This window comes from Enterococcus sp. PLH-Efm8 (assembly GCF_053011625.1).
This window is the reverse complement of sequence record NZ_CP172568.1, coordinates 1290133-1303989: the sequence shown is the minus strand read 5'-3', so window position 1 is coordinate 1303989 and position 13857 is coordinate 1290133. Positions and strand designations below refer to the sequence as shown.

The window sequence follows — 13857 nt, the reverse complement described above, 5'->3', positions numbered from 1 at the left end:
ATAGTTTCTCATTTAATATAAAAGATAATTGTGATCAAACGTAATTTCCAATTGGTAATCTCCGATTTTTTCTTCTATTTGACTACGTAAGATTCTTTCTAGTTCTGTATCAACAAACTGGAATTTCTCAGGGACCACTACATCAAATTGCAGCGTTTTTCCTTGATGAATTACTCTAAAATCATGAATATTAAGCCCTGTACCTGTTTCAAGAAGAATTTGCTTTAACTGCCGCAAGATATTATAGTATTTTTCGTTATCAACAGGCATTGGATCCAAGTGACAGACAAGTTCCACATCCAAAGACTTTTTAAAGTCTTTTTCTATCAGATCAATAATCTTATGAGCCACATTCAAATTCATTGATTCATCTACTTCGATGTGGACTGATGCAAAGCGTTTATTGGGTCCATAGTTATGCACCAATAAATCATGATAGCCAAGTATATCATCGCAAGCATTTAAATGCTCTTCCATTTCTTCAATCTCTGCTGGCGTTGGGCGACTTCCTAATAGTTCGTATACAAAATTTCGAAGCATCGTCAATCCACTATAAAGGATATATAATGCTAAAGCAAAACCTATATATCCATCAATACGCCATCCAGTTACCCATTCGATTGCTGCTGAAAGCAATACAGCCAGTGTAGTAAAGACATCATTATAACTATCTGTTGCTGTAGCTCTCAATGTTTCAGAATCAATGGATTGCGCAATAACCTGATACATTTTGCCTTGTGCAAATTTCAAAAAGATGGAAATGATTAGGACAAAAAAGACGATGGGTGTTAAAGAGACATTTTCTGGATGGATGATTTTTTCAGCAGAAGACTCTAAAAATTGAAATCCTACATAAGTAATGATGATCGAAACAAATAACCCACTGATATATTCGAAGCGTTCGTGTCCATAAGGATGTTCCTGATCTGCTGGCTTTGCAGCAATTTTAAATCCGATCAAAGTCAATATGGATGAAGCAGTATCTGATAGACTGTTCACTGCATCAGCCATAATGGAGACACTTCCTGAAAAAAGCCCGATCATTAGCTTAGAGACAAACAAGATCAGATTCGTAACCAATCCTAAGATACCCGCTAGTACTCCTTTTTTTGTCCGCTGTTGCGGTATTTGTTTCTTTTTTTCTTCTTGTTTCTTAGCCAAGTTTTTTACCCCTTCTAGTTTGCTTGTTGCTCAGGTAAAAAGATGGAGAGGACGATTGTTTTCCTCTCCTCTCTTCCTTTTTCTATCTATCGTGCGTCCTATTACTATTAAAAGATGGTCATTATTCTGGTTTCAACGGTGTTGCTGCAAATAACGCTTTTGCTAGTAATGGTGTTATGATTCCCGCACCTATTGCTTCTGGTATCCCATTGATTGCTGCAACCCCTGCTAAGGTTTTAAATAAAAGAGCAGAGTCTACACCATAGGCATCTGCCGTTGCACCTGTATAAAATAATCCCATGAATCCTAACACTAAGACTGTATTGACCAATGAACCCAGTACCCCTGCAAAGGCTGAGCTGATCGTTATTGATTTATTTTTTTGATAAATCCAGTGGAAAACCAAGCCTGCTACTAAGCCAACAAGTACTCTGGGAACTACCGAGATAATCGGATTCGTGAACACTAATGTATCAAATGGCGTTGTTGGCATGGCATAGGCACGAACAATTGTAGCGATTCCCCAAAACAAGCCAATCACCATGCCATCTTTTGGGCCTAATACTACTGCAGCAATAATTACTGTGATATGGATAATTGTTAAACTAATGAATCCTAATGGAATAAACCCCAGCCAAGGAACCATCGCTTGTACGATGATGATTGCTAACAAGATCGCACGTAAGACTAGTCGAAAGGTCTTATTTCTACTATTCATTTTTTCACCCCTTTTTATTTATACTAATCGTAAAAATTTCTGTCACTTTCGTCAACTAAAGACCATCCGAATCCGACCATTTGATTAGATGCGCCATCCAATTGAAAAAAGTATGAGGGCAAGACTTGTTTGTCTTCGCCCCCATAATCATGTTTCGTTCAATGTTTGAACTTTTGTTTTTCTGTCAAACGTAAACGCCCTATTGTTGCGCAACCCATTCTTTCGCAGCTTTAAGTGCATCTGGAATACCAGCAGGATTTTTCCCGCCAGCTTGTGCCATGTCTGGACGTCCACCACCGCCACCGCCTACTTTCGGTGCGATTGCTTTAATCAAGTCGCCAGCTTTTAGTCCAGCTTCATTTGATTCTTTCGTCATTGCCGCTAGCAGACTGACTTTTCCTTCTTGTTCGTTTGCTAAAACAAGAATATCTGAAATATTTTTTTGTTTCCATTGGTCAGCTAATTGACGCAGCTGATTCATATCTTTCACTTTTACTTGTGCTGCAATGATTGTTTTTCCATTGATCGTTTCTGGATCTTTGAATACATCACCAGCTTGTTGATTCGCTAACTTGCTAGCTAATTGTTCATTTTCCTTTTGTAGCTCTCTTACTTGCTGTTGCAATTGTTCCGCTTTTGAAACAACTTCTTTCAATTGAGGTGATTTAACAATTGTTGCTACTTGTTTTAGTTGTTTTTCTTCTTCTTCAAGTAGTTCGTACGCTTCTTTACTTGTTACAGCCTCGATTCGTCGCACGCCTGCACCAATTCCTGATTCAGAAACGATTTTGAAGATTCCGATGTTTTCTGTATTTGCTACATGTGTGCCTCCGCACAGTTCGATTGACCAGCCGCCAATATTTACTACTCGAACGTCATGTCCGTATTTTTCACCAAACAAAGCCATTGCACCCATGTTTTTGGCTGTATCGATATCTGTTTCAATTGTTTCAACTGGGATAGCTTCCCAGATTTTTTCGTTGACGATTCTTTCCATTTCAGCTAATTCATCTGAAGTGATTTGACCAAAGTGGGTAAAGTCGAATCGTAAATGTCCAGGAGCGACTAAAGAACCAGCTTGATTTGCATGCTCGCCAAGTACTTCTTTCAATGCCTTGTGCAGTAGATGGGTTGCTGTATGGTTTTTGATGATCCGATTGCGCATCGATTGATCGATCAATAGATGATAGGTTTGTCCTTCACTCATTGGTGCTTTTACTTCTACGGTGTGCATAAATTGACCATTAGGCGCTTTTTGAACATCTGTAACAACTGCTACGATTTCGCCTACTTCATTCATGATCCATCCTTGATCCGCTACTTGCCCACCCATTTCTGCATAGAAAGGTGTTTGATCAAAGATCATTTGAGCTTCACCTTCTGCGACTTCATTCAAAAGAGACTCACCTTTAACGATGACCAATAATTGACTATCTGATTCTTGTTCTGTGTATCCAATGAATTTACTTTCTACTTTGATATCTGTCAATAAAGCAGATTGTACCCCCATTGATTTTTCAGTACTGCGGGCAGAGCGAGCACGTTCGCGTTGTGCATCCATTTCTTTTTCAAAACCAGCATGATCAACTTTCAGTCCTTCATCTTCTGCCACCTCTTCCGTTAATTCTACCGGGAAGCCATATGTGTCGTATAGTTTGAAGATGTCTTTTCCTGCTAGAGTCGTCCCGTTTTCGTTTTTTACTTCTTGGATCACTTGATTTAAGATTTCCAAACCTTCATTGATTGTTTCATTGAAACGTTCTTCTTCTGTACGGATAACTTTTTCAATAAATTCTTTTTGTTGAAGTACTTCAGGATAATAACTTACCATGATTTCCCCAACAACAGGGACTAAACGATATAAGAATGCTTGTTCAATACCTAATTTTTTCCCATGCATGACAGCACGACGAAGCAAACGGCGTAAGACATACCCTCTCCCTTCATTCGATGGCAATGCACCGTCGCCAATAGCAAATGAAAGGGCGCGAATATGATCTGCGATTACTTTGTAAGAAATATCTGTTACTGGGTTTTCACCATATTTTACTTGTTTGCTTAGCTTTTCTACGGCGTGGATAATAGGCATAAACAAGTCTGTCTCAAAGTTCGTTGACGCATCTTGAACGATTGAGACCATGCGTTCCAATCCCATCCCCGTATCAATGTTTTTATGAGGAAGTGGTTCAAATGTGTTATCAGGCTTATGGTTGAATTCTGAAAATACTAAGTTCCAGATTTCTAAATAACGTTCATTTTCTCCTCCTGGATAGTTTTCAGGATCGTCTTCTGCTAAATCGTTATAAGCTTCTCCACGGTCATAGAAAATTTCCGTATCCGGACCACATGGGCCTGCACCGATATCCCAGAAGTTGTCTTCTACATCAATAATGTGATCTAGTGGCAGGCCAACTTCTTCATGCCAGATGCGTTTTGCTTCTGTATCTTTTGGATAAACTGTTACATAAAGTTTTTCTGGATCGAATGCCATCCATTTTGGATCAGTCAAAAATTCCCATGCCCAGTGGATGGCTTCATTTTTGAAATAGTCACCAATCGAAAAATTACCCAGCATCTCAAACATCGTATGGTGCCGTGCTGTTTTACCGACATTTTCGATATCATTTGTTCGAATAGATTTTTGGGCATTTGTGATTCTTGGATTTTCTGGCACAACTGAACCATCAAAATATTTTTTCAATGTTGCAACACCAGAGTTGATCCACAATAAGGTTGGATCGTTCACGGGGATCAAAGACGCACTAGGTTCAATCGTATGTCCTTTAGATTGGAAGAAATCAAGAAACATTTGTCGAACTTGTGCACTACTTAATTGTTTCATGTCATTACCTGCTTTCTATAAATTAAATACAAAAAAACACCATCACAGCCAAGGACGAAAACTCGCGGTACCACCTTGATTGCAATGATGTGTAATCATTACCTCTTAAACTCGATAACGCTGAGCTGCGTCGGTATTTCTACCAAAATAGAAAAAGGGAGCAATTTGATTAGTGACTATTCTTTTTTCAGCCAAGAAAGAATTTTCTGTGAGTCTTAAAAAACAAATCATATCCTTTTCGTACTTAATTAGTATACGCATTCTATTGATCACTGTCAATATCTCAATTTTTATTTTCATTTCCTTTTGGTCATACTCCACGATTTTTGGTACGATAAGAATAAAGGAATCAATACATCTCTGCTATTCATGACAAGGAGGAATATGATGAAAAAAATAGTTGGAGCGGATGAATGGATACGCGCAGCTAGCTGCTTTTTGAGATATCAAGTTTTTGTATTAGAACAAGGGATTCCTGCAGAACTAGAATTCGACGGAAAAGATATCCCGCAACAAACCTATTATCTATTTCTTGATCAAAAAAGACCAGTAGCTACTTTGCGTTATGAAAAGAAAACACCTACTTGCTTCAAGCCGGAACGATTTTGCGTAGCAAAAGAATACCGAGGAAAAGGGTTAGGCGGTCAGTTGCTTGAAGCTGCTGAAAAACGGGCGGTTTCAGAAGGTTGTCAGACTAGTTATGTAGTAGCTGAAATGACGGCTGTAGATTTTTATGAAAAACAAGGGTATCATACTTGCACAGAACCTTTTATTGAAGATGAAGTACTTTGTATCGGAATGAAAAAAAGTCTAGCTTAAAAACAAGAGATTGTGACACGCCTTTTGTCACAACCTCTTGTTTTTTATTTATGTGAATTTTTCTTATTTTTACGAGCAGTACGGCTTTGCTGTCTGCGTTCGATTTTGCGTTCTTTTTTATTTTTTTCTGCAATTGCCCAATCGATTTTTTTCTTATAACCAGGCTTGATCTTTTTCTTTTTCTTCTTCACAAGACCAATCAGCGTGGGATCTAATACATCTTTTGATTTTTCTCGTTTGGCACGTCTATTACGATCGTATGTTTTGACGATTTCCCCGTTTTTGATTTCTTTTGGTTCAAATGAGACGCCCAATTTTTCTATCGCATCAATGGCTTGCTCATCATTTGGCGAATATAACGTAATGGCCGTTCCTTTTAAGCCATTACGTCCAGTACGTCCGACACGATGGATAAAGAAGTCTAGATCTTCTGGAATTTCTGCATTAATAACATGAGAGACACCTTCGATATCGATCCCTCTAGCAGCTAAATCAGTCGCTACAACATATTGATACTCCAGATTCTGTACTTGTCGCATCACTCGTTTTCTCTCTCTTGGGGTGATGTCTCCATGAATCTTTGCTACTTTCAAGCCTTGGTTTTTCAAGTAATCGGCAATTTCATCCACATGCTGTTTTGTATTGGCAAATACGATTGCTAAATAAGGATGACCAATTGTCAGCAGTTGATAAATCATTTGATTCTCATCTTTACCTTTTGTTGAAATCAGCCAATTTTCAATGTCTTCAGAAATAACTGCTTTTGGTTTGATTTCTTCAATGATTGGATTTTCCATGTATTTTCGTAAGAATGGACGAAGTTTTTCTGGAATAGTGGCAGAAAAAACTAAAAACTGCAGCTTTTCTGGTAATCGACTTGCAATTTGGTCTACTTCATTTAAAAAACCCATATCCAATGTCATATCCGCTTCATCGACAACAAATGCAAATGCGGTGTGAATCTTCAGCGCTTGTTCATTCATCATGTCTAATATTCTACCAGGCGTGCCTACTACAACCTGTGGCTGTTGGTGATGCAGACGATTTAATTGACGCTGTTTGTCTGTACCGCCGACAAAATTCGAGACACGGATCTCCGGTGTAGAAAATTTAGCGATTTGTGTAGCTGCTTCATAGATCTGTGCAGCTAGTTCCCTACTTGGAGCTGTAATAACAACTTGTACTTCCTCTTTTTCTGCATTGATTTTTTCAAACAAAGGCAACAAAAACGTATGTGTTTTTCCTGTACCAGTTTGAGATTGCCCAATGATATTTTTTCCTTTTGCAATTAAAGGAATCAAACGTTCCTGGACCTCTGTGGGCTGTTTGAAGCCCTTTGCGGTTAACGCTTCATTGATAAACGGTTTGAAGCGGAATATATCAAAATTATTCATTCGTGCACCTCTTCTCTTTAAATTATCACGACTTTGGCATTATAACACAGACAAAGCGTTTTTGCTCAGCTAATTTCGAGAATCATCATCCTTTGTTTGGCCAATCGTGCTAACAGTATATGTGTGACTAGCTTTTTCATAAAACAGAATCCGTTTTTTTCTCAAAAATGATAGCAAGATATTTAAAATAAAAATACCTTGTAGTAACAAGACACCGAGAGAAATGAATACTGCACTCATCTGCAACACCGTATTCGTTGTCGAATTCATGATTTGCTGAAGCAACTGCCCCAACCAGCTTAAACCATAAAAAAGAAAGTACAGATACCCGTAGCGGATCATCAATGCTTTTAAAGAAATTCGTTCGCGGTCTTCTTCCACCAAACGGATACGCACAATTTTTTTGCCAAGTGTCCATCCATTGGTTATAAACGGTACAATCATAAAGTATACCCCTACTTCTAATAAAAGCCACCAGATATGAGAAGTAACTGCCCCTGAATCGAACGCAATTTTAAAGAAAATCGCCGCTACCAAATTAATAAGAGATAAAAATGTCCAGTCGATCAAATAAGCGACCAAGCGTCGAGTCAATGAGACAGTCTTTCCTTTTTCATAAGAAAGTTCATCCATTCGTCTTCTTGTAGGAAGCATAAATGTAAATAACGGCGTAACGACAAAACCAATGATTCCACCCAATGTATTTGTCACTAAATCATTCACATCAAATAAGCGGTATGGTCTTGGGTAGATAAAATAAAGTCCACTTAGCTGCGTCAATTCAAAAAATAGAGAAAGGCAGAAACTAGCAATCATCGTTTTCATAAAAGAAAGCCGGAAATAATATCTTAAATAAATGCCAAATGGTATGAGTAATAAAACATTAAAAGCTGGTTCCAAAAATACACTCTGCTTCATTGCCGGCAGGTAGGTACTAGGTTCAGACAAGACCAATACCGTGTTGTCTCTGAAATGTTGCCATGAAGCAAATAAATGCAGCTCCATCTTTGGCCCTGTCATTTGGGCAACCGTCTCCTTTGCCGGAAGTGGTAAGATCACCAAAAAATACGCACACAATAAATAAAAAACGAAAGAATACAAAATAACTGCCCTTGTTACTAGAAATGTTCCATACTTTCGATATTCATAAATAAAAAAAACAGATGAGATCGCTAAGGCTAAAAATGGAAAAACAATCAGCGCAAAACGAATCGGTTCGATATAACTTGCCATATGACTCCTCCTTGATTCTTTGTATCTCTCTTATCTTAGCAGTCCTTTGCTGTTTCAAGCAAGTAACGAGGCTATTATTTCTCATTTCTTTCAAAGTAAAGTAAGATAAACACAAAGGGGGTGTCGAGATGCTGAATATGTACTTTGTTTTTGGCGTACCTATTTTTTTACTGTTCCTTTATGCTACGATCGCTTATGTAAGAAAAAGAACTACAATTCATTATTTAGGATTTATTCTCCTGATTATTTCGGGTTTCATGCTAGTCTTCAATCTTCAGACTTGGCAGCAAGCACTTCTTGAAATGGATAAAATGACTCCACATGCTTTGTCTAAAGTGCTTGGCTACCCTGTCTATCTGATTTGGCTTCCCATTTTCATTTCTGGTTGCTTGGTTTTATTAAATATTTATCGCGGCGTACGCCGAATAGTTCAGTTACGCAAATCAAAGTAAAAGACAGAAATCGGTTGAGCCCGATTTCTGTCTTTTACTTTGCTATTTCATCGTAGACAAAACGACATTTACGTGATCAAAATTAACGAGTACTTTTGACATTTCTTCCACGTACTCCTCATTTAAATAAAATATTTTGTTTGGCAGAGAAGTGCAGTTCTAATAAAATTCGAATGTTTTAGCTATCTACGTTTTAAATAGAGATAAATCGGGATACCAGCAAGTGTCAATACTATCCCCATCGAAGCTAAAAAGGTCTGAGTGATAAGCGTGCTTGATACGATAAAAGTCCCTCCAATGATTGCTACTAGTGGAATAAACGGATACATTGGAACTTTGTATGGTCGAAACAAATCAGGTTCTTTTTTACGAAGAAGAATGACACCAACAAAGACCATCGTATAAAAAATCCAAATGACAAAGATCAGCATATCCGTTAGTGTATCAAAACCACCGATCATCATCATGCCAATAGCGATGACTAGCTCTAAGATACCTGCGGCTACAGGAACTTTAGTTTTATCATGAAGTTTAGCAAAGAGCTTGCTAAAAGGCAGGTTGTTTTCTTTTGCCATAACATAAGGGAGACGCATTCCAGTAAGGGTATAGCCATTGATGGTTCCATAAACAGAAATCAAGATACCAACTGTGACCAGTCTTCCACCGAAGCCGCCAAAAATCATTTTTGCAACGTCACTTGCCGCATTGCTGTTTCCTGCGACTCCGTCGATAGATGCGGTTCTTAAGAACACCGCATTTACTAATAAATAAACGATCATGATTCCGATGATTCCTAAAGAAATTGCTTTTGGCAAATCTTTCGCCGGCTTTTTCAATTCTCCCGAAATATTTCCTACGTGTATCCAACCGTCGTATGCGAACATCGTTGCTAGCAAGCCCGCTCCCAAGGCTGAGAAAAATGAAAGATTTTCTCCTGCTTGGATCGGAAACAGTTGGAAGTCTACTCCTTCTTGTCGGAACAAACCGAAAATGACGATCACAAACAAAGGAATAAGCTTGCAGACAAGCGTAATCGACTGAAAAGCCCCTCCAGCTTTAGAACCTAAAAAATTGATCAACAGGATCGATACAGCAGCTGTAACAGCTACGGGAACAATCATTGACTGGGAAAGACCAAATAGATTGACGAACTGTGTACCGAAAATGATCGACAAGGCTGCTACATTTGCTGGAAAATAAATCACGACTTGCGCCCAGCCCAATAAAAAAGCTGCTGTATTTCCGTAAATCCGTTCGATATATTTAATCATCCCTCCTGTTTCTGGAATAGCAGCTGCCAGTTCAGCTCCTGTTAGTCCTGCACAGACAGAAATCATACCACCGAGAAACCAAGAAAACATATGCAAACTGGCGGATCCTGTAACTTCTGCTACGCTTGCGGCTTTAAAAAATACCCCTGCACCGATCACTGTGCCCATAACAGTCGATAAAGCAGTAAAAAATCCCATCGTACGTTTTAATTCATTTTCTATTTTTACTTCTTTTACTGGCGTGGCTTGATATTCTTCCATCCCTTGTCCCCTTTCATACCATAGCCAATCCCAAAAGTATAAAAAACTTTTTGGATGTGGTTCTTGTTTTATACCGTCTCTACCAATTTTTCTTTCAGTTTTTCCAACATATCCTTTGTCATCACATCTAAGTCGTATTTCGGCGAAAAGCCCCATTCCTCTTGCGCACAAGAAACATCTAGTGAATTTGGCCAAGATTCTGCTATTGACTGACGTACAGGATCCACATCATAATCCATTTCAAAATCTGGTATGATTTTTTGAATAGATGCTTTGATCTCTTCCGGGTCAAAAGACATCGCCGATATATTGAAGGCATTTCGATGAACCAATCGATCAGGATCTGCATTCATGAGTTTTATAATGGCATCGATCGCATCTGGCATATACATCATATCCATTGATGTACCTTGATCAATGAAACTAGTGTACTTTCCTTCTTTGATTGCTGAATAATAAATATCGACTGCGTAGTCTGTCGTACCGCCTCCTGGCAAGGTTGCATAAGAAATCAATCCAGGGAAACGGACACCACGAGTATCTACGCCATATTTCACATAATAATAATCACATAGTAGTTCTCCAGCTACCTTCGTTACCCCATACATGGTTGTAGGACGCTGAAGAGTATCTTGTGGGGTATGATCTTTTGGAGTATTTGGACCAAACGCGCCGATTGAACTTGGCGTAAAAAATTTCAGCTGGAATTCTCTAGCGACTTCCAATGCATTGACCAGCCCAGTCACGTTCAAATTCCAGGCTAATTGTGGTTTTGCTTCTGCAACAGCTGACAAAAGAGCAGCCAAATGAATCAATGTGTCCACTTGATATTGTTCTGCTATGCTGCGCATTTTTTCGTAATCCATTACATCTAGGATCTCAAAGATATCGTTTTTCTCAATGACTTCAGGCATGCGTATATCTGTCGCAATGACATTTTCACTGCCTAGTTCTTGACGTAGCCGTGTGATCAACTCTGAACCAATTTGTCCTAAACATCCTGTCACCAATACTTTTTTCATGATGATCCTCCCTGATCTTTTTTACTACTATCTTCAGATGATTAACAATATATGCGTGAACATGTTCTCTAATTTTAAATAGACGAAAAAACTAAATTTAGTTAAATAATTTCCATTTCTTTTCCTATTTTTTGATAAACTGCTACTGCTTCATCAAGCATTTCCCTCGTATGTTCCGCAGTCGGCATATTTCTGATCCTGCCTGTCCCAAGAGGCACAGTTGGATAAACGATTGGTTTAGCATAAATCCCATGTTCGATCAGCTTCTTAGAGAAAGTCTGAGTCACTTTTTCGTCTCCCAAAATGACTGGAGTAATAGGTGTTTCAGACATACCGATGTTATAGCCTACTTTTTTCAATTCTTCTTTAAAATAATTAGCATTTTCCCAAACTTTTTCGACAAGTTCCGGATGTTCTTGCATCAAAGTAATCGAAGCCAATGCAGCTGCAGCTGCACCTGGAGTTAGCGAAGTAGAAAATAGGAATGGCCGACTTCTAGCTTTCAACCAGTCGATTAGTGTTTTCGATCCAGCTACATAACCCCCAACAACACCTATAGCTTTCGATAACGTGCCCATTTGCATATCGATTTTGTCGCTTAATCCAAAATGCTTGACGGTTCCTGCACCTTTTCCAGTTACGCCTGAGCCGTGCGCATCATCGACGTAGGTGATCAGTCCATATTTTTCAACAATCGGAATAATTTCCGGCAATCGTGCAATGTCTCCATCCATGGAGAAAACACCATCTGTGATATACATGATTTTTTTATATTTCTTACTTTCTATCGCTTCCTTTGCTTTTTTCTCAAGGTCTTTCATATCTTGATGTTTAATTCGGATGATTTTTGCTCCGGATAAGCGGCAACCGTCAATAATAGATGCATGGTTTAATTCATCCGATAAGATAGCATCTTCTTTTGTCATTACTGCAGAGATAGCGCCCATATTGCAGTTGAATCCAGATTGAAAGGCGATTGCTGCTTCTGTCCCTTTGAATTCTGCGATTTTTTCTTCTAATTGCTGATGGATTTTCAGCGAACCATTGATCGTTCGGACTGCTCCTGCTCCTACACCATAAGTTTCGGTTGCTTCAATACATGCTTTTTTCAATTCTTCGCGATTGGCAAATCCAAGATAATTGTTGGATGCTAGATTGATCATCTTTTTTCCGTCTACGATGATACAAGCACCATTTTCACTTTCTAGTATGTCGATCGTATTGTATAACCCCTTTTCTTTCAGTTGATCCAATTCTTTCTCTAAATACATTGTTAGTTCTTTGGAAGACATTGTCTCCACCTCCATATTCATCTGTCTTGCAGAACATACCAAACATATATCGTGTCATTCATCTACAAAGCAAGTATGCTATATTTTTGATAACGCTTACACTGATTATGAGAATTATTTAACCACATTTTTTATTTACAGTATCTTTTTACTTTCAAATGACTTATATAGTATGAACAATTACCTTTTAGATAATGATCTATTTTACTCTACCTGGGCAGATAAATACAACACAACCATTGATAGAAGCCCTTTCGTTAAAATCAATTGTATTCTGAATATTTAATTTATTTATTGCATAGACCAATAAAAATACATAAAATTTCCATCTTCGTTTATCAGCAATTTTTAATTTTACTCTCTGAATATTTCTTAAAAGTTTTACTTGTTGAATTCGAAAAAAGGACTGTGACAAAAGTCTTGTCACAGTCCTATTCTTCCGAATAAACGGTGTTCTCCTGCCAATTCCGAATCACAAGTTACAATATTCATCAAACACGAGAAGCTATTTTTTGAAATTGTTCCTTGTGACTCGGAGCTGAACGGCAGGCTCACGACCTCTTGGTAAACAGTGTTCCAGAAGTAACTTTTACGGAAAATGATCCGAAATATCTTGGAGCTGACCACTTCTGTCACAACCTCCATCATTTTTTGTTATTTTTGATCCAATTGTCTGGAGTAAAATTTTCATCGTCAATAGACCATTCCAGAAAAAATTCTTCTAAGAATTCACGCATGAAGGTTTCTCTTCGTTTGGCTTCTTCATATCCGTAATCAGTATTCATTTTATCAGACAGCAAGAACAGTTTTTCATAAAAATGATTGATCACTGTCGTGCCTTTTCGGTAATTTTCTTTGTCCTTGAATGTTTGCGGATACAGTTCAGGATCAAAAATCGGGTGCCCATGTCCACCGCCGAAATAAGCAGTACGCAAAATGCCGATTGCTCCTAATGCTTCGATACGATCAGCGTCTTGAACGATCTTACCTTCCAGAGATAGTTCGGCCGCTTCAGAGAGATTTTTAGAAAAGGACATATTTTCGATAATGGAAAAAATCATCGAGATCTGTTCCTCTACTATTGGCAAAGAGCGAAGGAATACACGAAGCTGTTGCTTTGCCTCGTTCTCATTTTTAACGACTTTATCATCAATCGTATCATGTAGGTAAGCTGCTGCAAGCGTCACAAAGCGGTCTGCCTGCGGTTCCGTCTCCAAAATTTTTTCAGCTAACTTGACAACTCTTTTGGTATGATCGCTCCCATGTCCTGTTTGATCATGCGCTAATTGGTCCATACTATAATCAGCGATCACTTGTAATTTATCCATTCGTTCCACTTCTTTCTTAAGTAAATAGCTGAAAACATCTATAGATTAGATGAATTTCAGCTAT

At 38.4% G+C, this 13857-nt stretch carries 11 protein-coding genes; 2 read left to right on the top strand and 9 right to left on the bottom strand.

Going from position 1 to position 13857, the window contains the following annotated elements; all coding sequences use genetic code 11:
- Positions 1–12: 12 nt before the first annotated feature.
- The 3 genes from ACIFUW_RS06485 to alaS all read right to left on the bottom strand — a co-directional run bounded on the left by ACIFUW_RS06485 (position 13) and on the right by alaS (position 4721).
- Entirely contained in the window at positions 13–1161 is a 1149-nt protein-coding gene (locus ACIFUW_RS06485) for a cation diffusion facilitator family transporter (RefSeq protein WP_002295845.1), read from the bottom strand.
- 121 nt (positions 1162–1282) lie between these two features.
- The gene (locus tag ACIFUW_RS06480; protein WP_002295844.1) at positions 1283–1879 is read right to left on the bottom strand and encodes an ECF transporter S component; all 597 of its coding nucleotides are present in this window, start codon (positions 1877–1879) and stop codon (positions 1283–1285) included.
- Between the two features lie 199 nt (positions 1880–2078).
- Entirely contained in the window at positions 2079–4721 is a 2643-nt protein-coding gene (gene alaS / locus ACIFUW_RS06475; RefSeq protein ID WP_002296111.1) for an alanine--tRNA ligase, read from the bottom strand.
- Positions 4722–5108: 387 nt separating this feature from the next.
- Between alaS and ACIFUW_RS06470 the strand changes: the two genes are divergently transcribed.
- Positions 5109–5540: a GNAT family N-acetyltransferase gene (locus ACIFUW_RS06470; protein ID WP_002289191.1), complete on the top strand. Its 432-nt coding sequence runs from the start codon at positions 5109–5111 to the stop codon at positions 5538–5540.
- Between the two features lie 44 nt (positions 5541–5584).
- On the opposite strand, the gene ACIFUW_RS06465 is transcribed toward ACIFUW_RS06470, so the two are convergent.
- The gene (locus tag ACIFUW_RS06465; RefSeq protein ID WP_002289190.1) at positions 5585–6934 is read right to left on the bottom strand and encodes a DEAD/DEAH box helicase; all 1350 of its coding nucleotides are present in this window, start codon (positions 6932–6934) and stop codon (positions 5585–5587) included.
- Positions 6935–7003: 69 nt separating this feature from the next.
- Entirely contained in the window at positions 7004–8167 is a 1164-nt protein-coding gene (locus tag ACIFUW_RS06460) for a VanZ family protein (RefSeq protein ID WP_002289189.1), read from the bottom strand.
- 128 nt (positions 8168–8295) lie between these two features.
- On the opposite strand from ACIFUW_RS06460, the gene ACIFUW_RS06455 reads away from it, so the two are divergent.
- On the top strand, positions 8296–8619 hold the full coding sequence (locus ACIFUW_RS06455; RefSeq protein WP_002289192.1) for a hypothetical protein: 324 nt from the start codon (positions 8296–8298) through the stop codon (positions 8617–8619).
- A 182-nt stretch (positions 8620–8801) separates the two neighbouring features.
- Here the strand turns inward: ACIFUW_RS06455 and ACIFUW_RS06450 are convergent, their stop codons facing one another.
- From ACIFUW_RS06450 to ACIFUW_RS06435, 4 genes are all read right to left on the bottom strand, one after another.
- Positions 8802–10151 carry an APC family permease gene (locus ACIFUW_RS06450; RefSeq protein WP_002296108.1) on the bottom strand — a complete coding sequence of 450 codons (1350 nt, stop codon included), beginning with the start codon at positions 10149–10151 and terminating at the stop codon, positions 8802–8804.
- Between the two features lie 68 nt (positions 10152–10219).
- Positions 10220–11173 (bottom strand): L-threonine 3-dehydrogenase, encoded by a 954-nt coding sequence (locus ACIFUW_RS06445; protein WP_002289187.1) that lies wholly within the window; start codon positions 11171–11173, stop codon positions 10220–10222.
- Between the two features lie 101 nt (positions 11174–11274).
- Complete coding sequence (locus tag ACIFUW_RS06440; RefSeq protein WP_002289186.1) at positions 11275–12465, bottom strand: glycine C-acetyltransferase; 1191 nt, start codon at positions 12463–12465, stop codon at positions 11275–11277.
- Between the two features lie 644 nt (positions 12466–13109).
- Entirely contained in the window at positions 13110–13793 is a 684-nt protein-coding gene (locus ACIFUW_RS06435; RefSeq protein WP_002289185.1) for an HD domain-containing protein, read from the bottom strand.
- Between the last annotated feature and the right edge of the window lie 64 nt (positions 13794–13857).